This window comes from Gottfriedia sp. NPDC058432 (assembly GCF_042721555.1).
In the GTDB taxonomy this organism is placed as follows: domain Bacteria; phylum Bacillota; class Bacilli; order Bacillales; family Bacillaceae_G; genus Gottfriedia.
The window spans coordinates 46,090-70,649 of the sequence record NZ_JBHXLC010000013.1 but is presented as its reverse complement, the minus strand read 5'-3'; the positions used below and the strand labels follow the sequence as shown (position 1 = coordinate 70,649).

The following is a 24,560-nucleotide window of genomic DNA, read 5'->3' as shown; positions in this document are numbered from 1 at the left end:
CAGTTACTGATTAAATCAGATTTATTTTAGGAAGGATGATATCTTATGAATTTTGCTTCTGTACGCATCATTACCGACGACGTGGATCGCCTCGTCGAGTTCTATGAGAAAGTCTTGGAGGTTTCGGCGGAACGCCCCGCACCTGTTTTTGCCGAACTCGTTGTGCCTTCGTGTACCCTGGCGATCGGCCACACCCAGACGGTGCCACTGTTCGGCACTGGTTCCGCAGTGGCAGCCGATAATCACACTGTCATCATCGAGTTCCGCGTCCTCGATGTCGATGCAAAATACGAGCGCTTGAAGCCGTTTGTCGACGAGTGGGTAAAAGAACCGACCACGATGCCGTGGGGGAACCGTGCTATGCTGTTCCGTGATCCCGATGGCAACCTAGTTAACCTCTTCCAGCCGGTGACCGAGGAAGCGATCAAACGGTTTAGCGGTAGGGGTTGACGGACTGTTGAAGTGAGTGTGGCCTCAATTTGGGGAGTGGCAACGATTCGTAAAGTAAATGACTATTGTAGCCGAATGTGCCGATAACATTTCTCCGGTGATAACATCGTTTTTCCTGGTATGGCAATGATTCATTAAGAAGCTTTTGAAGTATTATCGGCTGGTTTAAAATGGCCCCATAAAACAGAAATCGTTGCCGTATCGCTCGAATAATAATAAAATTATATTGAAATCGAGTCTTCAACCAAAACCGATTGTTGAACAACATTGGAAAAAAATGATCAAACTTTTTTATAAAAACGAAATTGAAATTTGTTAGAGAAGAATCCATTTTGATCAATCATTTTTCGAAATGGATTCTCTTATTTTGACTAATATGAGGATTTGAAAGGGATTTTTGTCAAACTTTATTTCAAACCTATATGAAGGTTGGGTTAAATATTTGGAGCCTTCGGAAGTAGATGAAGGATTTGCCTTTGGTGTACCTGAAAGTTCAATATAATTTGTTTTAGTAATCTAGATTATTAATCACCAATAGGGCGATTGAAATAAGTGCTATTAATATCCAAATGACTCTGGTTAACTTTTTATTTTGTCGGACACCTTTCTTATCTAATATAAAATAACCACACAGTAATAAAACAAATAAAATATTTATTACCCAACGCACTACAATTCCTCCATTTTTATAATTCCTTAGTTAATTATACACTTCATTCGACTTAGATAATTTGGGGGAATTTAACCTTTTTGTTCAAAGAATTTCGGTTCATCCTTATTCAACTAAACTGCCATTTTGTAGAATAAGAAAATCAACACTCTACTTTAATAGAGCCTATGAATTTTAAAAAAATCGTGTGATTATTATGAATATTTTATTGAAATTCCATAATTTAGTTGATAAACTAAACTAATCAGTCAGTTTAAATATATTTAATGAGTAAAGGAATGTGTTCAATGCCAAAAGTCTCAGATGATTACAAAGAACGCAAAAGGGAGAGTCTTCTTGAAAGTGCTTTAAAATGTTTTGGAGAAAAAGGATATCATACGACAACAATGGATGATATTGTTGCATATTCCAAAACGAGTAAAGGGCTAATTTATAATTATTTTAAAAGTAAGGAAGAACTTTATTTAACTTTAATGCAAGAAAGAACAGTTCAAACATTTGAAAAAATTAATCAACGTTTTCAAAACTTTAGTTCATCAAAAGATAAGTTAAAAGAGTTATTTCAAATGTATAGTGAAATTTCTTTAACAGAATTATGGCGAAATATGATTAGAGTGCATATGGAGTTTTGGATTAATTCAGCAAGGCATGAAAATCTACAAGCCATAATGATCGAAAGGTATAAAAATCAATATCGTTTATTTTTAAGTGAAATTATTAAACAAGGAATCGAATCTGGTGAATTTAAGAAAACAATCGATCCTGATATTATTTCTAGTTTGTTTTGGGCTAATATCGATGGAATTTGCTTACATTATTCAGTTGTAGAAGAAGATGAAATTTACAAAGCACAATTTAAAGTCGCCGAAGAAATGATTATGTCTTATATAGTCATTGAAAATTAAAATTTTGGGTAGAGAGGGTAAATACTTTTCTACCTAAAATTTTAATTCAGAAAATTTTTTATGTTAAAAATAAAGCAAACAACATACACTAATCATAGAATAAAATAAACTTAATAGTCAGTTTTAATTGGAAAGGAGGAATTACGATGAATTCAGTCCAAATTAGAATTATTTGTTTGTCTATGTATTAATAGGGGTGTAGTTTTTAATTTTGGTGGAATGAAGGGATTTTAATGGGAAAGAAAGTCTATTTTTTATATACAAAGGCGTTCTCGGATATAGGTAGTATGATGGAATTGGTTGTTATGAATGCGGTCATCTACTCGATGACGAAAAGTACATCATGGCTGGCAGCGGTTTTAGCCCTTCGCGTTTGTGGAGGGATTTTAACAAGTTTATTTTCTGGTGTAATTGCAGATCGATATAATCGAAGAAAGCTAATGATATTCAGCGATATTACTAGAGGATTGAGTATACTACTTTTATGTATTTTCCCTTCACCTTTAATGTTTGCGATTGTAGCATTTATCATTGGCGCATTAGGAAGCTTTTTTTCAGTTAGTTTTAGTGCTGATTTACCCCAAATATTTGGGGAAGAAAATATTTTAAAAATAAATGCTTTTATTTCGCGACTTGCTGCAATTAGTATGGTTATTGGATTTTTAGGTTCAGCATTTTTATCAACCATTGTAGATTTTCGAGTAATCATTGGAATAGATGCTCTTTCCTATTTCTTATCTGCATATGTCCTAATCTTTTATAAATGGGAAAATACGGTTAAAAAAGGTGTTAACAATCAATGGAAACAATTATTTTATGATTTAAAAGAAGTAAAAACGTATGTGCTTATCAAACCTCTATTAGTATTCGTATTCATTGTATTTCTATTTCAAACATTCTCAGCAAGCTCTCATAATGTCGGAGTACCAATATTAGCAGAAAAAATTAGCTCGGAACATGCAACATTTTATCAAGGGCTCATTTGGGGAACTTGGGGTATTGGCGGAATCCTTTCAACTTGGTTAATTCCGAAGTTCTCTTGGTTAAAACAACATTATCTATTTATGTATTACGGAACTTCAGTTTTAACATCAATCGGCTTCATTTTATTTTTATCGAATCATATTTTATGGGTAGTATTCTTCTTTGCATTTTTTACAGGCTTTTTTGATAATGCTGCAGGTACTTATTTTTCAACAATGATTCAAAAAACCGATAATTCCATAAGAGGTAGAATCTTCGGAGTCGCAAATTTGTTAAATAGGGTTGGTTTTACGATTGGTTTTGTAGCTGCATCACCATTATTATCATTTTTATCAATGCCACATCTTGTTTGGTTGTTTCATGGAAGTCTAATCATTATGATTTTATGTGTAACAAGCTACTTACTATTTAACAAAAAAATTACTTTTAACTATGATCAAAATCAACAAAATGAAAATGAACTCACCATTTCTAAATAAAAAAGGACGTGAATTTATGGAATCAAAATTGAAAAAAAGTATAGAAGTTGAAAAAATAAATTATTTCAGATGTAGCGAAGTAGACGTTGAATTAGCTTATCAAGCATTTTCAATCGGTTTTTCAGATTATATCGTTAAATTCAATTATTCTAAGGAGCAGTTTGTCAATTTGTTTTTTGGTCCAGAAGGTAACAAACCTGAGCATTCTTTCGTGGCAATTTATGAAAATGAAGCGGTAGGTGTGATTTTAGGCGGTATTAAAATGTATGAAACAATTAAAACAATGCGATGTGGAACTTTGGCTATTAGTCCAGATTATAGGGGATTAGGTGTTAGCCAAAAATTATTTGAACTGCATAAAGAAGAAGCAGAGAAAAACGGATGTAAACAACTATTCCTTGAAGTAATTGTTGGAAACGATCGAGCAATTAATTTTTATAAGAAACTAGGATATGAAAAGATTTATGACCTTTCTTATTTTTCTAAATCAGATTTAACAAGTTTACAACAAATACAATTAGAATCTAGTACAGAAGTAAATAAAGTTGAATTTAATACTTTCAAAGAAACAATTACAAATTGGGATTTTCATATAAACTGGCAAAATGACATTGATTATTTAGAAAAACTAACTAATTTTAGTTATTATCTAGCAAGAGTTAACGATGAAAATGTAGGTGGTTTAGCAGTGAATGAAAATGGTAGAATAAGCATCCTGATCACTGATAAAGTTTACCGTAATCGAAAAATAGCAACTACCTTATTAAAATCTGCGGCTAATGAACTAAATTTAAAATCTTTCTCAACATCCATACCAAATAACAATAGCCTTGAAGGTTTCTTGCAAAAACTAGATTTTAAGAAAGAAAAAATTTCTCAATATGAAATGTACAAAATGATCTAGGATAAGAAGGAAAGAGTGACAGTACTCATCACTTGAGAATTTTGTACTTTTGCCTATATACATGACCTTGCTCCTAAATGAGCTAATCTCCGTACATTAGATAGTATGGAGGTGATATAGAATGTATGATTATCGTCAGCAAATTGAGCAACCATATTATCCATATTCCGGAGTACCGCAACAAGAGGATGAAAGGTTTTTCCCATTCTTTTTTCCGTTTTTATTTGGTGCAGCAGCATTTGGCCCATGGGGATGGGGAAGACCATGGGGTTGGGGACGTCCGTGGGGCTGGGGAAGACCATGGGGGTTTCATCGTCCGTGGGGCTGGGGCCGTCCATGGGGTTGGGGAAGACCTTGGTAAATTAAAAAACTATTGAATTAGGTGTCTCATAAGTTATCGTACTTTTGAGACACTTTTTTGTTTTGAAAAATACTTTTCTGTAAAAATCAAAAAATATTCCACAAGGAAAATAGTACCTTGTGGGAAGTCTTATTTTAGTATTAATTTTATGAAAAATGGAATAAGAATAGAGGCGAATATCGCACTAAGCGTCATTGCAATTGAACTTATTGCTTGTTCAATTTTACCATATTCTGATGCTTTGGCTGTACCTACTCCGTGCGATGCGATTCCATATGAAGCTCCAATCGCAACAGGGTGATCTATTTTAAGCTTTGATAGAATAAAAGGGCCAAACATCGATCCTGAAATACCAGCAACCATTACATAGACTACAGTTAAAGAAGGAATCCCACCAATAATTGAAGTAATCCCCATTGCTAAAGGAGTAGTAACTGATTTTGCTGCCAAAGAAAGCAGGATGATCTTTTTTAATCCGAGCCATAGTGATAAGTATACACCTGAAAGTAGACCGACAACTGTTCCTGCAAATACACTAACTATTATTGAAAGACAATGTTTCTTTAATGTTGACCGATGCTCGTATAGTGGATAGGCAAAAGAAACAACAGCAGGACCTAAAAGTAAATTAATCCATTTTCCTCCAAGCATATACGATTCATAAGTAATATGAAGATTTACAAGAATGATGATAATAACTGTAGTAGAGGTAACGATTGGAATCATTAACGAGTAAGTGAATTTAGCGTACATTTTTTTTGCAAGAATATAACATAAAATGGTTAAGAGGATAAATAGCAAACTTTTAATGTCCTTCATTCGTATCCCTCCCAATTAATAAATCATTTGTTTGTTTTTTATGGGCTCTCGAAGTAAGATACGAACTAATGCTTGCAGTAATAGTAAATACAACTGCTGTACTAATTAATACAATTATAATAGAAATTAAACCGTGAAAATTTAATATGGAAGAATAATTCATTATTCCTACAGTAGCTGGAATAAACAAAAGCGTTAAGTGTTTACTTAAAAAATTACTACCACTTCCAATCCATTTTTCGTTAAAGACTGGTATAAATAGTAAGCAAAATAATAACAACATACCAATAATACTTCCCGGAATAATCAGATGAAATTGTTGCTGAATTATATTTCCAATAAAAAATAATAAGTAAAGAAAGCTTATTTGAACTATCAATTTTACAAAATTCATTTTCAACATCCTTTGATTCTTACTAACTAATAGACTATTAATCTTATTATTGTACAATAAATTATGGCGAAAATGTGAACTTTTTTCGTTATTATAAAAATGCATCTTTTTATAAAAAAGCTTATAATAGATTTATCATTTAAATAGAGGAAGTTATATAATATGAAATCATTTGTAGCGTTTGATTTTGAAACGGCAAATTATAATCGACATAGCATTTGTGCTGCCGGTTTTGTATTTGTTGAAGAGGGAGTAATTGTTGACCAAGTTTACTCTTTAATTAATCCTGAAGAAGAATTTTATTCGATGAATATTTCTGTTCACGGAATTAGACCAAGAGATGTACAAGATGCACCTCTTTTCCCAGAATTTTATGAAACGATTAAAGATAAAATTGAAGGGAAAACATTAGTAGCACATAATCTACCATTTGATGGATATGCATTAAAAGATAATTTATCAAGATATGGTATACCTTCAGCTTTAAATAATTTACTATGTTCACTGCAGCTTGCAAAGAAGGTATTACCAAAACAATCCCGATATTCATTAGATACTTTATCAACTCAATTCGGTGTTTTATTAGACCATCATCACCATGCATTAGCGGATGCTGAAGCGTGTGCGAAAATATTTCTTCATTTAACGAATGAATATGAGATCTCATCATTTGAAGAGTTATATGAGAAAACTTCAATTTATCATGGGCAAATACACCAGTTTGATTATCGTTCATCATTAGTGAAACCGAAGAAAAGCAATAAAAAAACAAAAATAAAGACAGATTAGGATTGAATTCCTTTTCTGTCTTTTTTATCTAAATATCCCAGTGTAATTCAGAAGGCATTGATAGGTCTTGGATTTTTGGACGAGAATTTTAGGTATTTTATTTAATTATAAATTTTATGCAATTGTAAATTTATATTGTCTAATATTACCAAATATCAGATAATTAGTATTAGAATATTAGGAAAAAGGAGCATTCATGTATAGTAACAGAAGAAAAGAGCGAAGTACAGATAATGGATTCATTTACCCATTTATTCAATTTATCATAAAAATATTGTTTTATCTTAATATTATAGAACTGATAAAATTGTTTTCTGATTGGTTTACGTGGTTATATTTTAAAAACAAATCAGAGAACATTATCTGGGTAAAGAAAAGAAGAAATAGAAATATAGTAATAGACTTGTTTATAGTGATTAAATATCTAATAGTTATTTATTTGCTATCACAGAATAGGGTATCCATTTTCTTAATAAGCGTTACCTGGTATTTAATAATTACTAACATTTTTACTTATTTTTATTATCACATGTGGGATCAAGGTGCTATTTATGAAGAGTATCTTACAATTCATCGGGTAAGAAGAAGGTTTCTAAATCTTTTTATTTCAATAGGTTTTATGATTCTATGTTATACCTATTTATATTATAATCTGGCACCAGTTCATTTTACTCTATTGGCTAACGAAAAAAGGACAGTAATTAATAGCTTTTTATACAGTATTTCTAAATCTTTTGCAATCGATAGTGATTTATTAAGAGCTAAAACAAAATCGGGTACTTTTGTGGAAATATCACAAACAATAAATACTTTTATTTTTATAACACTTATATTAAGTAAATCTATACCTAAAGCTTCTAAAGAAACGAGGGAATACAATGGTGTATAGGAATAAGACTTATATTTGCTTTGATGCTGATACTGATATGTATTACTATAGAACTTTACAAATGTGGAATGCTAATTCGAGATTTGATTTTGGTTTCTATAATTCACATGAAATCAATACCATTAGACCTTGGTCTAGTGAGATAACTATAAAACAAAATTTAAAAGAAAGAATGAAAAACTCCAAGCTGTTAATTGTACTGGTCGGAGAAAAGACTAAAAATTTATTTAAGTATGTAAGATGGGAAATTGAATTAGCTCAGGAAATGGGAATACCTATTGCTGCGGTTAATCTTAATAAAAAAAATGGACTTGACTACGATCGATGTCCAGCAATACTAAGAGATAAGACGGTTGTGCATGTTCCATTTTCTGAGAAGGCTATAAAGCATGTTATAGATAATTGGTGTGGTCACTATCCTGTTTCTAAAAGAGACAATAAAATAAATTTGTACTATGACTTTCTGGGATGAGACTACATATACCATTAATTAAAGGAAGACGAGTGTTAATATAACTATGGAAGACTGAAAAGTCTTTCTTTTTTGTTTTTTGGGGTAAATTTGAAATGAGCTAGCATTTATTTAGGAAAAATAAAAATAAAGAATCCAAAACAAAAACCTACTTCTTATTAGAAGTAGTCAGATTGTCGACAAAAGGGGTTCGGAATGGTCTTATTCCGAACCCCTTTTGTCATTTTTTTGTATTTTGAGTGAGAATAGACTACTATTATCCTCATTTTTATGCTGCTTTTGAGCCACTCCATGTCCAGGTGGCCATCTTCTTTAAATTCATGGATGCAAAAGTAAGCATCGCCTGCATCGACAATTTTTTAAGTCCCCTTAAAGTTGTCCATCGCATGCCATGCTTTTCTTTCGCATCTGGGAAAACACGTTCAATCGTTTCTTTTCGCTTCGCATAGATTGGTTTTACTTCTTCGTGATGTCGAAGGTGTTCTGCTTCCTCGATGTATTCTTGCCAAATATGACGAGTCACCACTTTTTGATGGTCTTTACTCTCCGTACATTGCGCTAAAAAAGGGCATGTCGCACAAATCTTTTTAGGTGATTTGTATTCACGATAGCCTTCTTTCGTAGTTGTCGAATAAGTCAAAACTTCTCCTGCAGGACAAATATAACAATCATAGTGCTCATCATAAACATACTCGTGTTTTCGAAAAAAACCTTCTTTTGTTCGTGGTCGTGTGTATGGTAAAGCTGGTGTTTTGTATCCTGCGTCTGCCGCAACCGCAGTAGGCTTTTCGACTTTCTCGATCACTTCTTTTACTAATGGTTCTAACATTTGACTATCATGTACGTTCCCCGGAGTCAAAATACTACCTAAGACAAAGCCGTTACGGTCTGAAGCTGCATGAAAAGAGTAGGCAAACTGTTTGGTCCGTTCATCCTTTACATAATAACCACTCTCTGGATCGGTTGTACTCTCTTTGATTTCTTTTTGTTCTTCTTTCTCAAACTTGTCCGGGAGAAACGACTTTTTTCCATGGTCTTCACGATCTTCATTAATTTCTTGATTGAGTTGATCTTAATAAGCCCGAGTCTCTTTACGAACGACTTTCTTTTCAAATTTATGCTTATTCGCACTCGCTTTCACATGCGTAGAATCAATAAAAACGTGCTCTGAACTAATTAACTTTTTCTCGGCAGCTAATTTTAAAATACGATAGAAAATCTGTTCAAATAAATCGGAATCTTGGAATCGGCGTTCATAGTTTTTACTAAAGGTCGAAAAGTGAGGTACTTTATCATAAAAGCCATACCCTAAAAACCAACGATAAGCCATGTTTGTTTCCACTTCTTCAATCGTTTTACGCATGGAGCGAATGCCAAATGTATATTGAATAAAGGTTAATTTAATTAAAATTACTGGATCAATGCTTGGACGCCCAACAGGAGAATACATGTCTTTCACCAAATCATAAATAAAAGAAAAATCAATTGATGCTTCTATTTTTCGTACTAAGTGATTGACTGGTACAAGTTGGTCAAGTGCGATCATTTCTAATTGATCTCTTTGAATTGAATGATGTTTTGAAAGCATGTATCTCACCTCAAGAAATTTTATTAATTCTATTTTAAAACAAAAAAGACTGTAGACAAACTCGATTTTCATCGAGTTTGTCTACAGTCTGAAACACCTAATAAATAGGTGTATTTTTTTATGTCAAAAAAGGAGTTGAAACAATGCATAATTATATAATTTCGATATTACCTAGCCTAATTCAAGGAGCTTTGTTATTTTACTTTCTTGTAAAAGTTCTAGATTTTATAACTGGATTATTAGAGACCTGGAAAGGCGTTTCAGAATATAAATCAAGAACTATGAGAGATGGAAAAATCCGATGGATCGGAGAGTTAGTAGGAATTGTATTTGTATTAGGGCTTGATATATTTTTAGGTCTTAATTTTTACTTAACAGGCTTTACACTTGCTTTATTTATCTATAAAGAGGGTGGAAGTATTGTTGAGAATTTAAGAGCAGTTGGTGTAGTACTTCCTGCTCAAGTAGAGGACAAATTGAAATCATTCGATAAAGGAGAGACTTCAAATGACTGATGTGACAAAAACTTGTAGAGATATTAACGAACTTTTACCAGCAGCACAAAAAGCACTTAAATTATTTCTTGATGAATGTAAAAAAGCAAATTTAGATGTTTTCATTACAGAAACATATCGTCCACAAGAAAGACAAGATTACCTTTACTCTTATGGCAGAACAAGAGAAGGTGAGAAAGTTACTTGGACTCGTTCAAGTAATCATACAGGTCGTTTAGCATGGGATATTGCTGTAAATAAACCTAAAGATTTATATGATTCTTCTACTCTTAAAAAAGCAGGAGAGATTGCGAAAAAGTTAGGTATTACATGGGGTGGCACTTGGAAACAACCTGACAATCCACATTTTGAAGTAAAGAAAGATTGGGTTGCACCTAAAATTACTAAGCCTGATACTGTTATTAAAGCCGAAATCATTGAAAAAGACATTGTTCCTTATCCTGATAAACCATTAAGAGTTGGTAGCAAGGGTAAGGATGTGGAACGTATTCAACGTGCTGTGAAAGTACCAGTAACGGGTGTTTATGACGAAGTAACAAGAAAAGAAGTAAAAGAGTATCAAGAACGAAAAGGTCTTGATGTAGATGGAGTTGTTGGACAGCAAACTTGGAGTAAATTATTTTAATTGATCGTTATTGTAGCTTATCATTCAGTCTAAATTGACTAAGTGGTAAGCTCCATTTTTTACGTTTTTTGTAGAAAAATATTAAAAGGACTTTTGTATAGGTTGTTTGAATAGTAATAGGTAAAAAAGAGTGCGTGATGAAAAAATTAATTGTAACAATTGCAGTAATTACAATGTTAACTGGTTTAGCTGGTTGTCAAACTGTAAACGATAATAAAGGAGTAGCAACTGCTAAAGAATCTGAAACAACTAAACCAAATGAAACACAAAAGAAAGAATCTGAAAAAGTTTTTCCATACATTGAAATGAGTAAACAAGATGCTATAAATAAATCTAGTATTGGTCTAGCTGATCAAGTTAAAAATTTTACAGATGGATACTCTGCAATATGGTATTACAATGATGGTACAATGCTATATTTTAATGATGCAAAAATAACTAAAATCACTATGAGTCCAAAAATCGGAATGACCAAAGAAAAAGTAATTCAATTATCTTGGGGAAAACCTTATGACATTAACAAAACTACAAATGCATACGGAGTGACAGAACAATGGGTATATGATGGGAATAAGTACTTATATTTTCAAGATGGAATCCTAGAAACGATACAAGAATAATTAAATACCCCTGTACCCATAACTGGGTAAAGAGGTATTTAATTATTGTTAAATATATAGATTCCTTAAACTAATAATGTTATTTTAAGGAGTTAAGATTGGATTAGCCATTACTGGATATGAGTTGTCATAATCTGTTCCAATCATTTTAATTTTTATGTATTTATATCCTTTTACATTTATAGAATAATCAATTGCATCATCTAAATAATTTATATTACTAGATGTAAAAATAGGATTATTATCTCCGTAAATAATTACTTTTGCGTTGTATGCAAATTCTGTACGGTCATCAATACCTAGTTTGAAACTTAGTTTAGAATACTTATTATCAATTTTGTATGTAAATTCTCCAAATAAACCATCATAAACTCGTGCAGTTAGACCTTCAAGGTATTCTTTGTTGTTTATTTTAAAGATATCATCATACCAATTATTCCATTGAACATCACCAGAATAACTATAAGGTGTAAGCTTAGTCAAGCTAATTGAACCATTAACAGGTTTAACGCCCAAATATAAATTTGTATTATCATAGTTATAATTGATATCTGTATAACCAGTTAATGTAGGAATTATGCTATCAATTTCTACATAGGATTTTCCACCCATTGTAACAAAATTTGATTGTCCAGTAGCAACACCATTATCGAAAATCTTTCCTGCTTTAACTGTTGGCACTAGAGCTTTTAATTTTTTATTTTCATTTGTTAATGTAGTGACTTGAGACTGTAATGTGTTTTTTTGACCAGTAATAGTGTTAACTTGAGTCTGTAATGAATTGTTTTTACTAGTTAAAGAATTAACTTGAGATTGCAAAGACTTGTTATTATTAGTCAAAGAAGTGACTTGAGATTGTAAAGATTTGTTTTTGCTAGTCAAAGAAGTGACTTGCTTCTTTAGACTGTTAACCTGGTTTGTTAATTGTGTAATCTTTGTTTTTAGAGCCTTTGTTGGATCTGTTGTTGCAAAAGCACTTGTTGTTGTAGCTAAAGAGAATGCTAGTACGATTGAACCTATGAACATTCCTTTTTTCATTCTTGTTTTCCCCATTATGAAAATTCCTCCAATATTTCAAATTCATAGAAATATTACCAAAAATTAGGAAATTATAATATAGGTAAAATATGGTAATTTTAAAATTGTTACAAATGATTTTAATATTTGTAACTAATAACAATATTTCCATTCTAAAATGTAGAATTATGTAAAATTTTATAAATGTAATATTTAGAATTATCAGTTATAAATATAGTTGAATTGTTGTATACTTGTGTCTGTATCATTAAAGGAGGGAGAATTAAAGAATGAGTAAAAGAAAAATTGGTTTACTTATTGCCGCATTAACATTAACTTTCACTGCTTTAAGTTTTACGTCTCCAACTTATGCAACAAGTAGTGTGAAAAAATTACAACAAGAAATTACTCGATTAAAAAAAATAATTACTAGCAAAGATAAGGAAATTGCATCGCTTAAATCATCAGTTTCAAAGAAAGATAAAGACATAAAATCTCTTAAAGCATCAATATCTAAAAAAGATAAAGAAATTGCAGCTCTAAAAAAAGAAAATACATCTTTGAAGAGTACGAGTTACTTTATATCTAGTAGTAAGTTGATGAATGGATCTGAACAATTAAGTACTACATATTTTGAAAGTAACTATTCAGTACCATCATTAGTTGAAATTAAAGGTGTTAAATACTCTCCAGTTAATTTAATTTCTAAAACATTTGGATTTCCTGCATTTTATGATAAATCTAAGAACCTAACTTATATTAAAGGTAAGCCAGATGGATATTATTTAAAAGATGTTGTAGGAGATCCATACTATGTTTCAGGAGAAGTTAACTATCTGAAATATAGCGAGAATAAAAATTTATATGTTTATGGTGGCACTAAAATACCTAAGGGATATGTTTTTAATGTTAGTGATAATGGTAAAACTAATACAATAGCATTTAATTTAAAGAAGCGATATTCTAATTTTAAAACTGGAATAGGTTTTGTTGACACTACGGTTTCAACCGATGCAGCTGATTACTTTAAGTTAAAGGTACTTGGTGACGGTAAAGAACTTTTCAGTAAAGATGTAGATCAATCCAACTTATTAACAGAACTTGATTTAGATGTGTCAGGGGTAAGTAATTTAACAATACAAATTATTCCCCAAGAATCACCGTGGTTAGGTGGTTCAAGTACTAATTATGCAATTGGAGAAGTAACTGTTAAATAATAAAATTACCCTGTACCCAATTAAGGATACAGGGATTTTTGTTATATTATGTATCTATTCCTTGGAATCCTCAATCTGTATATTTTACTCACATATTTTTGTTATTAAGTTGCATAAATTCAACACTACTCCGAAGTATGTATATTAATAAAAAACTTAAAAACTACTTTTTATCTCCAGGCACACTAATAGCAGATTCCTTCACAACTCCGTTTTCAATCCTCAATGCAATTGTTCCTAACCATCTATCCATATTTGGTTTCATTTCCATTGTACAAGTGAAATACCTAATGTGAACTGATTCCTTTGTATCCTTACTGATCAGAGGGCAAGCTAGTAAATTTCCTAGACGCTTTAATGCAGCATCTCTTTTCATTCCAACAATTTCTTTCTTGATGAATGATTTGTAGTAGTTTTTAAGTGGGAACATAGGTATGCTCCTTCCCTCGAATATACTCTGTTAATTCTAACAAAAAAGGATATGTTAGTGAAATGACGAATATTATATGAGTAGCAAAGCGCAAGGAAGGAACGATAAAGATGAGAAAACGAATTATTTTCGTTGCTATTTTAACGATGCTAACAGCGCTTATATTAGGTGCATGTAGCTCGGCAAAAGAGTCGACGACAAAGGAAGCCAAATATAAAGAAATCCCGCAGTCAGCGATTCAATCAACCGTTGGCGATATGAAGACTCGTGAGAATATTAAAGACGCAACTTTCGAAGTAAAAGGAAATAAAATTAATATGACACTAACAGTAGATGATGCGAAGTTGTCCGGCCAATCCGGTAAAAGTTTAGCGCAATCATATGCAGATTCGTATTTGCGAGTAATTTCGAATTATGTAGATGGCAGCAACCCGAAAAGCAGCGGAGATTACGGAAAAGTTTACGATGGCTATTTTGTAAATATTGTCGTTGTTGATTCGGAAGGATTTACGCTAATTGAAGGCGAAAAGTATCCAAGTTTTAAAAGTGTAACGTGGAAATAAGGCGTCTAGATTGGCGCTATTTTATTAACACAAAAAAATCCAAACAAATTAGTTAGAAAGATTTTTCCAATAATAATATAGTACAGGCAATTTTCCTATATTCAGGGCATACACTGATAGTGCTTCAGCCGCTATCAGGTGCTTGTCCAAGAATGGAGGGAAGTCCCAGGTATGAACACCTTCGAGACTATCACCAAAAGACTTCTGGAAGTAAATAGAGAATTAAAAAGAGTAGAAGAGGAGTATTATTACTTTACGAATGAGTTATTAGATTGGAAAATGAAATTATTTAATTTGGAATCAGAACTAATTGTTAATGGATCGATTGATGGTAAAAATGAACAAATTAGAAATGCACAACTTGCGAATCATACTAAGGAAATTAGAATAGAAGTATTAAAACATGAGAAGTTTTTAAACTCGTTACGGCCAAGAATGTATTCATTGCGAAACGAACAAGAGAACTTAAGGTATATTATTAGATTACACGAACTGACTAAGAAAAACTAAGCCCTTGTCAATGACAGGGGCTATTTTTATTCTTCTATACTCCAAATATCCTCAACTTTTAAATTGAGTGTTTTTAATATTTATTCGAATAAGGAAGTGATGGTATTTTTTGTAGGAACATATATGGGATTTTCAACGAATAAAAAATAGCCCACCGAAGTGAGCTCTTTATGAGTGCATTTGTCTAATCAATTCATTTCCATCTATTAATGTAATATTTGTTTTATTTGCGTATGCGAGGGCATCTTTTGTAAAACCTGATGAAGTGATGAAGTAACCACGCTTGATACGATCAGCACTCATTGCACCTTCTAACTTCTGTATAGCAGGTCTTCCTACCTTTCCTTGCCAGTGTTTCACTTCTATATAAATCTTTTCTTTTCCGTCATAAGCGATAATATCTTTCCCGCCATCTTTACTTGCTTGGGTAACCTGGGTTTTAAAATCTCTTGTTATTTGAAGGAAGGCAGCCACATAATACTCAAAATCTCTATGGTTCATTTGATATAATTATTGTTTCTCTTTATAAACCTTAAGTTGATTCCATTCTTTTTTCTTTATTTGATCTAAATATCTATTGTTTATGTGTATAACAACAACACCAAATATAAGGAATCCTAATACTGTTACAATTACTGATATTGGCATAATTATTCACCTCGGTAAGAGTATTCCCTTACTCCTCGCCAAAATACCATATATCTTCTACATTTAATTCTAATTCTTGTGCAATCTTCATTGCTACTTGTAATGTAGGGGTTCTTTCTTCCTTAAGAATTAACGTTAATGTTGCATGTGTAATACCTACATCCTTAGCAAATTCACCTTTTTTAATTTTCCTTTCGGCAAGGATCATTCTTAATTTATTCCTCATTTTCATCACCTAATAAATAACTTTCTATATCAAAACTGATTGTCCTGTTAAAAAAATAAAATGGTACTTGCAATATTAGACAAATGCCTACATAAGATTTAGCAAACGACAACAAAAACGAATTCACTCAAGACTTCGCAAGCGTCTTTACAAAATGAGAGGAGTGAAGGGATGAGAATGTATTACGGAGCTTTATATCAAACACCTTATTTATACAGTTCTTCAGCTTTAGAAAGATACTTTAATCATGCTAAAGATGAGGATGAAGAGAGAGCAATTCAGCACCATATGCAATGACATGAAGTATATGATGATCCATCTTATGAGGGATTTATGAAAGTAACTAAACTAATTCAGCAGGATCAATTTGAAGAATACGAAACGCATTGGGATCAATTAGAAGTAATGTTTAAACCTTTTGTCCAGTGGGATGGAACAATTCGACTTAGACCAAATCGTTATGCAGGTAAAAACGCTTTGATTGAGAGCGAGGAATTCTGATGAATGTAGATCATCTAAAAGAAACAATGGATTACATGAATAAAGTGAAAATGGTTTTTATGGATCATAATGAAGATTTAGGTTATTTAAGCAATGAAGAATCAGAGGATGTTTATAATTCCAGCTCATTTTATGCAGTTGAAAAGTGGTTAATCAAACAAGGATATGACAAAAGCGAAATAAGAAAGTATGGTGATGAACTATGAAAGCAGAAACAATTCCATTTCGTGATTTTATGAATGGATCTTGGAAACAACATAAAGTAGTAAAACAAGACATGAGATTACTTCCGGAAGCAGCTTTTATACCTAATGAACCGACTACTTTTCTGGTTACTATGCTTGGTATAGGTCTAGTTGTCTTAATAGCTGAACATTATTTACAAGATACAGATTACGCTGAAAAAATTCGCATCTTTCGATCAAGATATATCAAGTATGCTTTTCCAGTTTGTGTCGTGTCTACTGGCATCTATGTATTCGTTAAAGTTGTAAATATCCTTTTGTGATCGATAAGTTTTTCTATTCGTTTTTCCTATTCGATTTTAATGCTATTGGGTGAATAGCTATCACGATTATAAACAACAGTGTTATATCAACATTTATCTTCTATTTTATCTATTCGTTTTCATAGTAGCTATCCTTTATAGGATATTAAGGAGTGATTATTATTTTATTTTCTTCTATTGTTTCTGCATCTATCGTTGTTGGCCTGGGTGCTTCTGTTGGTGTGATAAAACCGAGAGCATATGATAAGAAAACAATTAAAAGATTATTTGAAATAGCGAATGTTTGTGTTAAAGAAAAAGACATCATAAAATATCCTACATTTAAAAAGTCTGTACCAAAAGACAATCATATATCTTTCTTTTATAGACTACCTCTAGGAATCCCATCAAAACTAATCATTCAATTTCAGGAAATATTATCAGAAGGTTTAAACAAACCGGTTGTAATTGATTTTTCGAATTATCAATTAGAAATAAAAGTTTTTCATAATGAATTGATTAAAAAATACAAATGGCATAAAAACGTACTAAAATCTAACTCTTATGAAGTGTTTATTGGTAAATCACTTACTGAAGACGTTTATCATGATTTTGAATCAATTCCTCATATTGTCATTGGTGGTGGTACTGGTTACGGCAAAACGGTATTACTTAAATTAATGTTCACTCAATTAATACTGCAGAATCCAGATGATGTTGAATTTTACATTATTGATCTAAAAGAAAAATTGGAAATTGGTCGGTATCAAAATGTTAAGCAAGTCAAAGCAATTGCAGGTAATTACGTTAAAGCTGTACTTTTATTGAAAGATATCGTAGATGATATGTTTAATTCAATTAAAGAACTTAAAAGAAATGGTTATGTGACAAACGTTAAAGATTTAAATAGAAAAAGAAAGTTTATTATTGTGGATGAAGCAGAAGAGTTAGCACCTAAAGGGGATGGAGAAACAAGGAAAATCCTTTTAGCTTGTCAAGATATGTTAAGTTCAATTGCTCGTTTAGGTCGTGCAGTAGGTTATAGATTGATCTTTGCTACTCAATATCCTACAGGTGACACATTACCGAGACAAATTAAACAAAATGCTGATTGTCGTATAGGTTTAAGATTAACAACTGCAGTTGCAAGTGATGTTGTAATTGATGAAAAAGGGTTAGAAAAATTACCTTATAAATTATCCGGCCGGGCAATTATGAAAACTGATAAAAAGACAGAACTACAAATACCGTATATTTCTGATAGTACGGTATGGGAGGTTTTAAAAGGTTATGAAGAAGAAAAACGAAGAACGTATAGAACAGATACTTCAAAGTCTGAAAACACTGAAATTCGCAACAAGAAGGCAGCTTCAAGGAATTCACAGTCTAGGAGGAATAAGAAACGCTCAAAGGCTACTGAAAAGCCTAGTCGAGATGGAATAATTATCAGTGACTAAATGGACTAATGAACATGTTTATTATTTATCTAAAAACGGTGCTTCTTATGTTGGTACTAATCCAATGAAAAAAGGTATTCAAATAGATCATCATTTATTAAGAAACAAATCATTCCAGATGCAATATTTAAAGCAGATACACTTTATTGTATTGAGATTGATCGTAAACAAAGTATGGTTCGTAATAGAATGAAAATGGAGTTATACGGTAAATCGAACGAACTATTTTATATTAAAAATAAAAAGAAAATTGTTCTTAGAATTTATACAACATTAAATTCACGCAAGATATTATTTGAAAACTTAGCAGGTGAACATGGTGTAGTATGTGAGGTTTATGTAATTGAAGATATTTAGTAGTTTAGGAGGGTCATTATGAACTATCAATCAGAAATCGTAAAGAAAGATCCTGTCACTATCAACGGCCGATTCGGTGTTTATTCATTTGTAGCTAAACTTAACAAACAAAAGAAAACAGGTGTTGCAGATACTAAGATAGTACAGTTAAAAATATCATGTGGAGGTGAAACTTTAGTTCATTATGATTATGGTTGGATTTCTGGTCAGCGGTATATCAGCTTAAATAAACCATTAGTCGAACATTTAGATGGGTTAAAGTTGAAAAAAGTATAGGGGGGATAGAGGAGTCATTAAAAAGAAACTTGATTTAAATAATCATACTTTTTCGTCTAATTATATATAAATGTACAAACTAAATATAAAGGAAGTGTAAACAATTTGAATATCGCAATCTATCGACTATTTGATCGACTTAAGTACAATCCAAATTATACTCGTTTTCCAATTGTTAAAGCAACGCTATTTTTTCTATTAATTCCAAGTATGATTATTGCAATAAATACAAATATTTATTCTCCTATTGTATTAACCTTTGTATGTTTAATAATAGGGTATAGGGACATTGGTACGTTTTTTAATGTTAAAAAGTATAAGTTTCATAAACTTATGAAGATATCAATTATATTATTCATGATAAGTGCAGTGTTCTCGGTGATTTCAGTTAAAATAATGAGTTATTTTAATATTAGCGATCCACAAGGCATTAGTGAGTTGATTCTTACAGATAAAGTTTATTTTAAAATGCTAACTACGTTACCCTTTGTAGCAGTGGGTGAAGAATTTTTAAAACTTCTAGTATTTATTTCTTTCTTTCTATTACTTGTACAATTTTCAAATAACACTAGGATATTTATTGCTATAATCTTGGCATCTTTTATTTTCGGGCATTTGCATATTTTTAATTATAAATTAACTGCAGGAATACCACTAATGATCGGAGCAATACCTAGTTTTTATTTTATGTTGTATTATAAAAGTATACTTCCATTAATAATAGAACATTTTTTATTTGATTTTTTCTCTTTAACATTGCATACCCAATACCATGAAATAGTACTTGTATTTTTAACTTCAGTAGGAATAATAGTAATGTTTTGGCAAATAATTAAAATTCCATTTGATAAACGCAAATCAAAAAATAGCTAATGATACAAATTTAAAGACTCCTAGATTATAGGAGTCTTAATCGTCTTTACGTAAGTATTCTATAGTTAAATCAATTTTTTCATTAAGTGTAAGCTCACCGTTTTTCCGTTTTTCTCTTTTTACTTTGCTTAACTCAAATTTACCTCTCGCTGCATCTACAGTATCATTTATTTTGTCTTCAAGTGTTTGTTCTTTATTTCTACGTTTTTTAGTATTATCTTTCTTCTCATCAGCTTGATTACGATATTCTTCAATGCTTTCTTCTAAACGCTCGTCAAAGGTTTGCTCTTTCATAGATCACCTACCAAACATTATTTAATTTTTAATATCATATGCATAATTACTGATTTGGAAATTTTTCAAAAAAAATGTTAAAAGACCATTTCCAATATAAAATTTATGATAAAATCCAATTAATTGGAAATTTTTATTTAGATAGAATAAAAGATTAAAAGAGTGTTGTACTATCTATACTGAAAATGTTTTATTAGTCAAAGAAATTTGCTATACCCATTTTGTCGGGCGTTATTGATTATTGTTATTTATATTTAAGAAAAAATTAAACAAAAAAGAAGAAAAAATCATTGGTTAAATTCTGTCATATTTTAGGGAAAATAGATATTAAAGTTAGGGGTACTATTAAATGGAAATAAAGAACAATGCACAATTAACCATAACTAATGAGGAAGCCACGGGTAAAATTCAAACTCAATTAAATGAACTAAAACATATAGCTGGTTCATTCGTACGGATTGAATTACATCCAGACATATATAGGTTAAGGAATATTACAAATAAACTAAATGGATGGGAAAACCGTACATATAAATTATTAAAGGAAATATTTGATGATGAAAGTGTTGCTAGGGAATTTATAAAGGCTATCCCTAAACAAAGAGAAAAAGCGAGCAATATAAATCTAATTTTTACACGAGAAGCAGTAGTTCAAACTTTTAATGAAGTAACAGAATATTTAAATAGGTTACTTGAACGGTTAGCATATTTTCCTGTATCTATACCTGGTCATAATAATGAAGCAAAAGAAATAGATAATATACATAAGTTAGGGATATCAATGGTGGGAATTGATAGAGGTAAAAGTACATCATTAAAAATTTCTACAAATGAGGCTAAGGATAAAATTCTTGCACAAAAATCAAAACTACAAAATTTTAAGCTTCATATAATTACGAGGGAAGCCTTTAAACAAGTTACAGAAGGTCTTAAAAAATGGAGAAAGCATACATACGAAGTATTACTTTATATGTTTGATGATGAAAAAATCGTTAAAGAATTTATGCGAGTTGAACCTAAAAACTCTTCAATGATTATTGCATCTACTTATTTTGAATATGAAATTTCTTGGCATAATGAAGAGTTAGACTTGCTTAATGCTTACTTAGATAAATTACATAAACAATTAGATGATTATCCTGTTTCTTCTAATGATATAGCTAAGCAATTTTTAGACGAAAATCATTTTATAGAATCTAATAGTATACGAACTGTTAGTCCTAGTCGTGAGCCAATAAAGAGCGATAATAAGAGGGACACATCTCACAAAGTTGATAATGTTAGGGGTACGGAGATAATGGGAATAGAGAGAAATAAACGTACAGCTTTAATTATACAGAAATTGGAAGCCAAAGATAGAATTCTTACTCAAATAGAAAAGCTTGAGCCATTTAAGCATAAACTAGATTCTACAGTAGTTTCAGACTTAGATCTCAAAATAATAAAAGCTGGGTTAGAGAAATGGAAAAAATTAACCTACGATGTATTACTTTATATGTTCGACAATGACATTATAGCAGAAGAATTTAATCAACTATATCCTGAATACAATTACAATTTTGGTGATCCACTTGATGCAATTTACGCTTTGAAAGGGGAACTAGAGCATGTTCGTGAATATTTAGAGTATTTACTGGAACGAGTAAACATTTATCCTGTTTCTACAAATTATAATAATGCTACTAATGATATTAATCAAAATCTCCCGAATAGTCTTGCTCATAAAGTGGTATCTACACTCGAACACCCAAATCCTGAACCTTTTAGTCGTGTTCTAAAGCCACTAAAAAAAGTTTCATCTAAAGTTTTCATTGTACATGGTCACGATAATGAAGTAAAACAAACAGTAGCTCGCTTTGTAGAAAAACAGGGTCTAGAAGCTATCATTTTAAATGAACAGGGTAGTGGAAGCAGAACGGTTATCGAAAAGATAGAAGAATATTCTGATGTCAAATTTGCTATTGTTTTATTCACGCCAGACGATGTAGGTTTTAAAAAAGGTGATATGGAAGGGGCAAAACCTCGGGCGCGCCAGAACGTCATGCTTGAATTAGGTTATTTTCTTGGCAAATTAGGAAGAAATAAGGTTGTTGTATTGAGAAAAGACGACGTTGAAATACCTTCAGATTTTAGTGGGGTTTTATATATCCCTCTAGATTCTGAGGGTGCATGGAGATATAAAGCCGGAAAGGAAATGAAATTAGCAGGATTAGATATTGATATGAATAAAATTTAATTGACTTTATAAATAAGCATGGCTTGCTCCATGCTTATTTTTCTTCTAAATTTGCCACCATTTTTTAGGTGGGGGTGTAAAGCAGCGATTTCAATTAGAGCTTCTTTAATTCTTTAAGCGCTCTGATATTTAAATGGCTAACTTTTCCGATAAATCACTCATTTTATTTCCATTCGATTTTCAAAGTTATCTTTATATTCTTATCAAGATTATTTCGTTCTTTATATTCTTTTGAACTATTGCTTTTGGCAAAATAAATCTTGTTTTGTAAAAAGGAATAATTTGCCTCTTCTGTTGGTAAATTATCAATTGAGTCTATTTTATCTATTATCTCTAATATACGCTCAGTCTCATCTTCAACTATAGATAATTTTTATCAAATCAAGAAAGAGGTCGTCCTATAGAATGAACACCATTTTATCTCTACATAAATCATAACGACTTTCAATAATTACTCAATATTTACCAATACTAATAACTCACCAACTTCTACATTTAATACTTCACATACTCTTCCGATTGTATCCCTTTGATATTGCTTCGTGTCGTCGTTATAAAGCCTTCTCAACGTTTCAAATGGAATTCCACTATCTTCAGATAACTTTCTAATTGATATACCTCTTTGATCTAAAATTGATTTTAAATTTGATTTGACTCTAAGTGTCACATTATCGCCTCATTTCTTAATTAAATTCATTATATAAATTTTTGACTACAAAGTGTAGTAATTTAAATTGACAACGGAATATAGTCGGGTTATTATAAATACAAGACAACGGAATGTAGTCAGTTGGAGGTGTAAATTGATAATCCTTGTGGGAGATTGGTTATTTTTAAATAGTGATCAAAAGAAAATGCTACTACAAGGAATTTCTAATTATCAACATCAGAAATCGGCAACTAAGTTATATAGAAATTTCTATGCTAGGAAATAAAGGAAGAAACTAATGTTACTTTATTAGAAAAAATAATTAATTAAAGGGAGAGATTTGGATGACAAAGGTTAATGTAGAAGCAAAATTAAGTGAAAGAAAATTCTATGTAGGAACTGAGTTTAAATGTGATATATCATTTGAGGTTGTTTGTGATAATAGAAAGAGTGAAATCGAAGTTGGTTTACAAAAATTAGCACAATTAACAACTGCTATCCCTGAACTAACGTTTACACTTGAAGACGGTACAGTACTAAAAGCAAAAATACATAACACTAATGATTTTGAAGAAGTAACTGTAGAGGAAGAAGAATAATTTTTAGAGTAATATATTAATAGTAGAAACCATCTGCTAATTTAAAAAGTAGATGGTTTTATTGTGTAATTTATTAATATATGCAGGATAATCGAAAATCATGATAAAATAACTTTATTATGCTTTTTAATGAGGTGATATAAGTATGGGCGAAACAGAAAAAATGAAGGTTGCTATATATACAAGGGTATCTACTAGCTCAGATGATCAACTTAATTCATTAGAAAACCAACAAAAGTATTACACAGAATACTGTAGAGATAGAGGATATAACTTAGTCAATATGTATGTTGATGAAGTAAGTGGAACTAATATGATTAAGCGTACAGGGTTTCAACAGATGCTCTATGATTCTGGTATTGACATAATCACAGATGATATTAGTACTCGATATATTCCATCTAACAGAAAACCGAAGCATTCACTGGTAATCTGTAAGGATGTAAGTCGATTTAGCAGAAGTACAAGAGTAATAGATGTAGTTGATTCATTAAGGGAAAAGGGTGTTTACGTCTACTTTCAGAATGTGGATATAAATACTCAGAGTGAGAATTATAGATTCTTACTACAGATGTTTCTCAATTTTACAGAGAACGAATCAGTTGATCGAAGCAGCAAGATACGATTCGGATTACGTCAACGAGCTGCAGAAGGTAAGCTTCACTTAACAGGTAAACGATTATATGGCTATTCGTATGATGCAGTTACTAAGCAAATATCAATAGTAAACACAGAAGCAAATGTAGTATAGCGAGT

General features: G+C 31.2%; 34 protein-coding genes and 1 pseudogene. 25 read left to right on the top strand and 10 right to left on the bottom strand.

The features are described from left to right. Positions 1-45 precede the first annotated feature (45 nt). The 5 genes from ACFWM3_RS14790 to ACFWM3_RS14770 all read left to right on the top strand — a co-directional run bounded on the left by ACFWM3_RS14790 (position 46) and on the right by ACFWM3_RS14770 (position 4,753). A complete protein-coding gene (locus tag ACFWM3_RS14790) occupies positions 46-450 on the top strand; it encodes a VOC family protein (protein WP_390311855.1) in 405 nt (134 codons plus the stop codon). A 957-nt stretch (positions 451-1,407) separates the two neighbouring features. Next, positions 1,408-2,025, top strand: coding sequence for a TetR/AcrR family transcriptional regulator (locus tag ACFWM3_RS14785; RefSeq protein WP_390311854.1), 618 nt, complete (start codon positions 1,408-1,410; stop codon positions 2,023-2,025). Positions 2,026-2,258: 233 nt separating this feature from the next. After that, a complete protein-coding gene (locus ACFWM3_RS14780; protein ID WP_390311852.1) occupies positions 2,259-3,488 on the top strand; it encodes an MFS transporter in 1,230 nt (409 codons plus the stop codon). Positions 3,489-3,504: 16 nt separating this feature from the next. Further along, on the top strand, positions 3,505-4,392 hold the full coding sequence (locus ACFWM3_RS14775) for a GNAT family N-acetyltransferase (protein WP_390311851.1): 888 nt from the start codon (positions 3,505-3,507) through the stop codon (positions 4,390-4,392). A gap of 121 nt (positions 4,393-4,513) precedes the next feature. Continuing rightward, complete coding sequence (locus tag ACFWM3_RS14770) at positions 4,514-4,753, top strand: hypothetical protein (RefSeq protein WP_056466233.1); 240 nt, start codon at positions 4,514-4,516, stop codon at positions 4,751-4,753. Between the two features lie 129 nt (positions 4,754-4,882). Here the strand turns inward: ACFWM3_RS14770 and ACFWM3_RS14765 are convergent, their stop codons facing one another. Beyond that, positions 4,883-5,572 carry an LrgB family protein gene (locus ACFWM3_RS14765; RefSeq protein ID WP_056466230.1) on the bottom strand — a complete coding sequence of 230 codons (690 nt, stop codon included), beginning with the start codon at positions 5,570-5,572 and terminating at the stop codon, positions 4,883-4,885. Next, positions 5,559-5,966 carry a CidA/LrgA family protein gene (locus tag ACFWM3_RS14760; RefSeq protein WP_056466225.1) on the bottom strand — a complete coding sequence of 136 codons (408 nt, stop codon included), beginning with the start codon at positions 5,964-5,966 and terminating at the stop codon, positions 5,559-5,561. Before ACFWM3_RS14760 ends, ACFWM3_RS14765 begins: the two co-directional genes overlap by 14 nt. A 162-nt stretch (positions 5,967-6,128) precedes the next feature. On the opposite strand from ACFWM3_RS14760, the gene ACFWM3_RS14755 reads away from it, so the two are divergent. Then, entirely contained in the window at positions 6,129-6,755 is a 627-nt protein-coding gene (locus tag ACFWM3_RS14755) for a 3'-5' exonuclease (RefSeq protein WP_082459326.1), read from the top strand. A gap of 878 nt (positions 6,756-7,633) precedes the next feature. Next, positions 7,634-8,116, top strand: coding sequence for a TIR domain-containing protein (locus tag ACFWM3_RS14750; protein ID WP_390311850.1), 483 nt, complete (start codon positions 7,634-7,636; stop codon positions 8,114-8,116). 268 nt (positions 8,117-8,384) lie between these two features. Here ACFWM3_RS14750 and ACFWM3_RS14745 read toward each other — a convergent pair. Further along, positions 8,385-9,704, bottom strand: a pseudogene (locus tag ACFWM3_RS14745) (IS1182 family transposase). 143 nt (positions 9,705-9,847) lie between these two features. Here ACFWM3_RS14745 and ACFWM3_RS14740 point away from each other — a divergent pair. From ACFWM3_RS14740 to ACFWM3_RS14730, 3 genes are all read left to right on the top strand, one after another. Then, a complete protein-coding gene (locus ACFWM3_RS14740) occupies positions 9,848-10,219 on the top strand; it encodes a phage holin family protein (RefSeq protein WP_390311848.1) in 372 nt (123 codons plus the stop codon). After that, the gene (locus ACFWM3_RS14735; RefSeq protein ID WP_390311847.1) at positions 10,212-10,844 is read left to right on the top strand and encodes a peptidoglycan-binding protein; all 633 of its coding nucleotides are present in this window, start codon (positions 10,212-10,214) and stop codon (positions 10,842-10,844) included. The genes ACFWM3_RS14740 and ACFWM3_RS14735 overlap by 8 nt, the downstream gene beginning before the upstream one ends. 137 nt (positions 10,845-10,981) lie before the next feature. After that, entirely contained in the window at positions 10,982-11,464 is a 483-nt protein-coding gene (locus ACFWM3_RS14730) for a hypothetical protein (protein ID WP_390311846.1), read from the top strand. Positions 11,465-11,548: 84 nt separating this feature from the next. On the opposite strand, the gene ACFWM3_RS14725 is transcribed toward ACFWM3_RS14730, so the two are convergent. Beyond that, complete coding sequence (locus ACFWM3_RS14725; RefSeq protein ID WP_390311845.1) at positions 11,549-12,517, bottom strand: NPCBM/NEW2 domain-containing protein; 969 nt, start codon at positions 12,515-12,517, stop codon at positions 11,549-11,551. 254 nt (positions 12,518-12,771) lie between these two features. On the opposite strand from ACFWM3_RS14725, the gene ACFWM3_RS14720 reads away from it, so the two are divergent. Further along, the gene (locus ACFWM3_RS14720; RefSeq protein WP_390311844.1) at positions 12,772-13,698 is read left to right on the top strand and encodes an NPCBM/NEW2 domain-containing protein; all 927 of its coding nucleotides are present in this window, start codon (positions 12,772-12,774) and stop codon (positions 13,696-13,698) included. A 163-nt stretch (positions 13,699-13,861) separates the two neighbouring features. Here the strand turns inward: ACFWM3_RS14720 and ACFWM3_RS14715 are convergent, their stop codons facing one another. After that, a complete protein-coding gene (locus tag ACFWM3_RS14715; RefSeq protein ID WP_390311843.1) occupies positions 13,862-14,128 on the bottom strand; it encodes a hypothetical protein in 267 nt (88 codons plus the stop codon). A 110-nt stretch (positions 14,129-14,238) separates the two neighbouring features. On the opposite strand from ACFWM3_RS14715, the gene ACFWM3_RS14710 reads away from it, so the two are divergent. Next, entirely contained in the window at positions 14,239-14,691 is a 453-nt protein-coding gene (locus tag ACFWM3_RS14710; protein WP_390311842.1) for a hypothetical protein, read from the top strand. A gap of 171 nt (positions 14,692-14,862) precedes the next feature. Next, complete coding sequence (locus ACFWM3_RS14705; protein WP_390311841.1) at positions 14,863-15,201, top strand: hypothetical protein; 339 nt, start codon at positions 14,863-14,865, stop codon at positions 15,199-15,201. Between the two features lie 168 nt (positions 15,202-15,369). Here ACFWM3_RS14705 and ACFWM3_RS14700 read toward each other — a convergent pair whose 3' ends face one another. The 3 genes from ACFWM3_RS14700 to ACFWM3_RS14690 are packed head-to-tail and all read right to left on the bottom strand — an operon-like array spanning position 15,370 to position 16,075. After that, a complete protein-coding gene (locus ACFWM3_RS14700; protein ID WP_390311840.1) occupies positions 15,370-15,702 on the bottom strand; it encodes a restriction endonuclease in 333 nt (110 codons plus the stop codon). Between the two features lie 9 nt (positions 15,703-15,711). Further along, positions 15,712-15,849 carry a hypothetical protein gene (locus ACFWM3_RS14695; protein ID WP_390311839.1) on the bottom strand — a complete coding sequence of 46 codons (138 nt, stop codon included), beginning with the start codon at positions 15,847-15,849 and terminating at the stop codon, positions 15,712-15,714. A 28-nt stretch (positions 15,850-15,877) separates the two neighbouring features. After that, positions 15,878-16,075, bottom strand: coding sequence for a helix-turn-helix domain-containing protein (locus ACFWM3_RS14690; RefSeq protein ID WP_390311838.1), 198 nt, complete (start codon positions 16,073-16,075; stop codon positions 15,878-15,880). 171 nt (positions 16,076-16,246) lie between these two features. Here ACFWM3_RS14690 and ACFWM3_RS14685 point away from each other — a divergent pair, with 171 nt between their 5' ends. From ACFWM3_RS14685 to ACFWM3_RS14645, 9 genes are all read left to right on the top strand, one after another. Then, positions 16,247-16,372, top strand: coding sequence for a hypothetical protein (locus ACFWM3_RS14685; RefSeq protein ID WP_390311837.1), 126 nt, complete (start codon positions 16,247-16,249; stop codon positions 16,370-16,372). A gap of 36 nt (positions 16,373-16,408) precedes the next feature. Further along, positions 16,409-16,576, top strand: a complete 168-nt coding sequence (locus tag ACFWM3_RS14680; protein WP_390311836.1) for a hypothetical protein — start codon at positions 16,409-16,411, stop codon at positions 16,574-16,576. Continuing rightward, positions 16,576-16,782, top strand: a complete 207-nt coding sequence (locus ACFWM3_RS14675) for a hypothetical protein (protein ID WP_390311835.1) — start codon at positions 16,576-16,578, stop codon at positions 16,780-16,782. Before ACFWM3_RS14680 ends, ACFWM3_RS14675 begins: the two co-directional genes overlap by 1 nt. After that, positions 16,779-17,084 carry a hypothetical protein gene (locus ACFWM3_RS14670; RefSeq protein WP_390311834.1) on the top strand — a complete coding sequence of 102 codons (306 nt, stop codon included), beginning with the start codon at positions 16,779-16,781 and terminating at the stop codon, positions 17,082-17,084. The genes ACFWM3_RS14675 and ACFWM3_RS14670 overlap by 4 nt, the downstream gene beginning before the upstream one ends. 152 nt (positions 17,085-17,236) lie before the next feature. Next, the gene (locus ACFWM3_RS14665; RefSeq protein ID WP_390311833.1) at positions 17,237-18,520 is read left to right on the top strand and encodes an FtsK/SpoIIIE domain-containing protein; all 1,284 of its coding nucleotides are present in this window, start codon (positions 17,237-17,239) and stop codon (positions 18,518-18,520) included. Next, the gene (locus tag ACFWM3_RS14660; protein ID WP_390311832.1) at positions 18,513-18,713 is read left to right on the top strand and encodes a hypothetical protein; all 201 of its coding nucleotides are present in this window, start codon (positions 18,513-18,515) and stop codon (positions 18,711-18,713) included. Before ACFWM3_RS14665 ends, ACFWM3_RS14660 begins: the two co-directional genes overlap by 8 nt. Then, positions 18,710-18,877, top strand: a complete 168-nt coding sequence (locus tag ACFWM3_RS14655) for a hypothetical protein (RefSeq protein WP_390311831.1) — start codon at positions 18,710-18,712, stop codon at positions 18,875-18,877. Before ACFWM3_RS14660 ends, ACFWM3_RS14655 begins: the two co-directional genes overlap by 4 nt. 18 nt (positions 18,878-18,895) lie before the next feature. Next, positions 18,896-19,153, top strand: a complete 258-nt coding sequence (locus ACFWM3_RS14650) for a hypothetical protein (RefSeq protein WP_390311830.1) — start codon at positions 18,896-18,898, stop codon at positions 19,151-19,153. 105 nt (positions 19,154-19,258) lie between these two features. Further along, positions 19,259-20,026 (top strand): CPBP family glutamic-type intramembrane protease, encoded by a 768-nt coding sequence (locus tag ACFWM3_RS14645; RefSeq protein WP_390311829.1) that lies wholly within the window; start codon positions 19,259-19,261, stop codon positions 20,024-20,026. Positions 20,027-20,062: 36 nt separating this feature from the next. Here the strand turns inward: ACFWM3_RS14645 and ACFWM3_RS14640 are convergent, their stop codons facing one another. Beyond that, positions 20,063-20,320: a hypothetical protein gene (locus ACFWM3_RS14640; protein WP_390311828.1), complete on the bottom strand. Its 258-nt coding sequence runs from the start codon at positions 20,318-20,320 to the stop codon at positions 20,063-20,065. 349 nt (positions 20,321-20,669) lie between these two features. Here ACFWM3_RS14640 and ACFWM3_RS14635 point away from each other — a divergent pair, with 349 nt between their 5' ends. Then, a complete protein-coding gene (locus ACFWM3_RS14635) occupies positions 20,670-22,556 on the top strand; it encodes a TIR domain-containing protein (protein WP_390311827.1) in 1,887 nt (628 codons plus the stop codon). A gap of 451 nt (positions 22,557-23,007) precedes the next feature. Here ACFWM3_RS14635 and ACFWM3_RS14630 read toward each other — a convergent pair whose 3' ends face one another. Next, positions 23,008-23,223 carry a helix-turn-helix domain-containing protein gene (locus tag ACFWM3_RS14630; protein ID WP_390311826.1) on the bottom strand — a complete coding sequence of 72 codons (216 nt, stop codon included), beginning with the start codon at positions 23,221-23,223 and terminating at the stop codon, positions 23,008-23,010. A gap of 326 nt (positions 23,224-23,549) precedes the next feature. Between ACFWM3_RS14630 and ACFWM3_RS14625 the strand changes: the two genes are divergently transcribed. Together ACFWM3_RS14625 and ACFWM3_RS14620 are read left to right on the top strand one after the other, a co-directional pair. After that, positions 23,550-23,804: a hypothetical protein gene (locus tag ACFWM3_RS14625; RefSeq protein WP_390311825.1), complete on the top strand. Its 255-nt coding sequence runs from the start codon at positions 23,550-23,552 to the stop codon at positions 23,802-23,804. Between the two features lie 145 nt (positions 23,805-23,949). Continuing rightward, positions 23,950-24,555 (top strand): recombinase family protein, encoded by a 606-nt coding sequence (locus ACFWM3_RS14620; RefSeq protein ID WP_390311824.1) that lies wholly within the window; start codon positions 23,950-23,952, stop codon positions 24,553-24,555. Positions 24,556-24,560: the final 5 nt, after the last annotated feature.

What these genes read in the sequence shown, in the direction of transcription:
- ACFWM3_RS14705 (WP_390311841.1), top strand. Translation starts at nt 14,863, where the DNA reads ATGAACACCTTCGAGACTATCACCAAAAGACTTCTGGAAGTAAATAGA.
- ACFWM3_RS14640 (WP_390311828.1), bottom strand. Translation starts at nt 20,320, where the DNA reads ATGAAAGAGCAAACCTTTGACGAGCGTTTAGAAGAAAGCATTGAAGAA.
- ACFWM3_RS14755 (WP_082459326.1), top strand. Translation starts at nt 6,129, where the DNA reads ATGAAATCATTTGTAGCGTTTGATTTTGAAACGGCAAATTATAATCGA.
- ACFWM3_RS14790 (WP_390311855.1), top strand. Translation starts at nt 46, where the DNA reads ATGAATTTTGCTTCTGTACGCATCATTACCGACGACGTGGATCGCCTC.
- ACFWM3_RS14700 (WP_390311840.1), bottom strand. Translation starts at nt 15,702, where the DNA reads ATGAACCATAGAGATTTTGAGTATTATGTGGCTGCCTTCCTTCAAATA.
- ACFWM3_RS14730 (WP_390311846.1), top strand. Translation starts at nt 10,982, where the DNA reads ATGAAAAAATTAATTGTAACAATTGCAGTAATTACAATGTTAACTGGT.
- ACFWM3_RS14740 (WP_390311848.1), top strand. Translation starts at nt 9,848, where the DNA reads ATGCATAATTATATAATTTCGATATTACCTAGCCTAATTCAAGGAGCT.
- ACFWM3_RS14635 (WP_390311827.1), top strand. Translation starts at nt 20,670, where the DNA reads ATGGAAATAAAGAACAATGCACAATTAACCATAACTAATGAGGAAGCC.
- ACFWM3_RS14710 (WP_390311842.1), top strand. Translation starts at nt 14,239, where the DNA reads ATGAGAAAACGAATTATTTTCGTTGCTATTTTAACGATGCTAACAGCG.
- ACFWM3_RS14625 (WP_390311825.1), top strand. Translation starts at nt 23,550, where the DNA reads ATGACAAAGGTTAATGTAGAAGCAAAATTAAGTGAAAGAAAATTCTAT.
- ACFWM3_RS14780 (WP_390311852.1), top strand. Translation starts at nt 2,259, where the DNA reads ATGGGAAAGAAAGTCTATTTTTTATATACAAAGGCGTTCTCGGATATA.
- ACFWM3_RS14750 (WP_390311850.1), top strand. Translation starts at nt 7,634, where the DNA reads ATGGTGTATAGGAATAAGACTTATATTTGCTTTGATGCTGATACTGAT.
- ACFWM3_RS14620 (WP_390311824.1), top strand. Translation starts at nt 23,950, where the DNA reads ATGGGCGAAACAGAAAAAATGAAGGTTGCTATATATACAAGGGTATCT.
- ACFWM3_RS14675 (WP_390311835.1), top strand. Translation starts at nt 16,576, where the DNA reads ATGAATGTAGATCATCTAAAAGAAACAATGGATTACATGAATAAAGTG.
- ACFWM3_RS14690 (WP_390311838.1), bottom strand. Translation starts at nt 16,075, where the DNA reads ATGAGGAATAAATTAAGAATGATCCTTGCCGAAAGGAAAATTAAAAAA.
- ACFWM3_RS14760 (WP_056466225.1), bottom strand. Translation starts at nt 5,966, where the DNA reads ATGAATTTTGTAAAATTGATAGTTCAAATAAGCTTTCTTTACTTATTA.
- ACFWM3_RS14735 (WP_390311847.1), top strand. Translation starts at nt 10,212, where the DNA reads ATGACTGATGTGACAAAAACTTGTAGAGATATTAACGAACTTTTACCA.
- ACFWM3_RS14725 (WP_390311845.1), bottom strand. Translation starts at nt 12,517, where the DNA reads ATGGGGAAAACAAGAATGAAAAAAGGAATGTTCATAGGTTCAATCGTA.
- ACFWM3_RS14695 (WP_390311839.1), bottom strand. Translation starts at nt 15,849, where the DNA reads ATGCCAATATCAGTAATTGTAACAGTATTAGGATTCCTTATATTTGGT.
- ACFWM3_RS14775 (WP_390311851.1), top strand. Translation starts at nt 3,505, where the DNA reads ATGGAATCAAAATTGAAAAAAAGTATAGAAGTTGAAAAAATAAATTAT.
- ACFWM3_RS14785 (WP_390311854.1), top strand. Translation starts at nt 1,408, where the DNA reads ATGCCAAAAGTCTCAGATGATTACAAAGAACGCAAAAGGGAGAGTCTT.
- ACFWM3_RS14720 (WP_390311844.1), top strand. Translation starts at nt 12,772, where the DNA reads ATGAGTAAAAGAAAAATTGGTTTACTTATTGCCGCATTAACATTAACT.
- ACFWM3_RS14655 (WP_390311831.1), top strand. Translation starts at nt 18,710, where the DNA reads ATGAAAATGGAGTTATACGGTAAATCGAACGAACTATTTTATATTAAA.
- ACFWM3_RS14670 (WP_390311834.1), top strand. Translation starts at nt 16,779, where the DNA reads ATGAAAGCAGAAACAATTCCATTTCGTGATTTTATGAATGGATCTTGG.
- ACFWM3_RS14650 (WP_390311830.1), top strand. Translation starts at nt 18,896, where the DNA reads ATGAACTATCAATCAGAAATCGTAAAGAAAGATCCTGTCACTATCAAC.
- ACFWM3_RS14765 (WP_056466230.1), bottom strand. Translation starts at nt 5,572, where the DNA reads ATGAAGGACATTAAAAGTTTGCTATTTATCCTCTTAACCATTTTATGT.
- ACFWM3_RS14770 (WP_056466233.1), top strand. Translation starts at nt 4,514, where the DNA reads ATGTATGATTATCGTCAGCAAATTGAGCAACCATATTATCCATATTCC.
- ACFWM3_RS14685 (WP_390311837.1), top strand. Translation starts at nt 16,247, where the DNA reads ATGAGAATGTATTACGGAGCTTTATATCAAACACCTTATTTATACAGT.
- ACFWM3_RS14715 (WP_390311843.1), bottom strand. Translation starts at nt 14,128, where the DNA reads ATGTTCCCACTTAAAAACTACTACAAATCATTCATCAAGAAAGAAATT.
- ACFWM3_RS14680 (WP_390311836.1), top strand. Translation starts at nt 16,409, where the DNA reads ATGAAAGTAACTAAACTAATTCAGCAGGATCAATTTGAAGAATACGAA.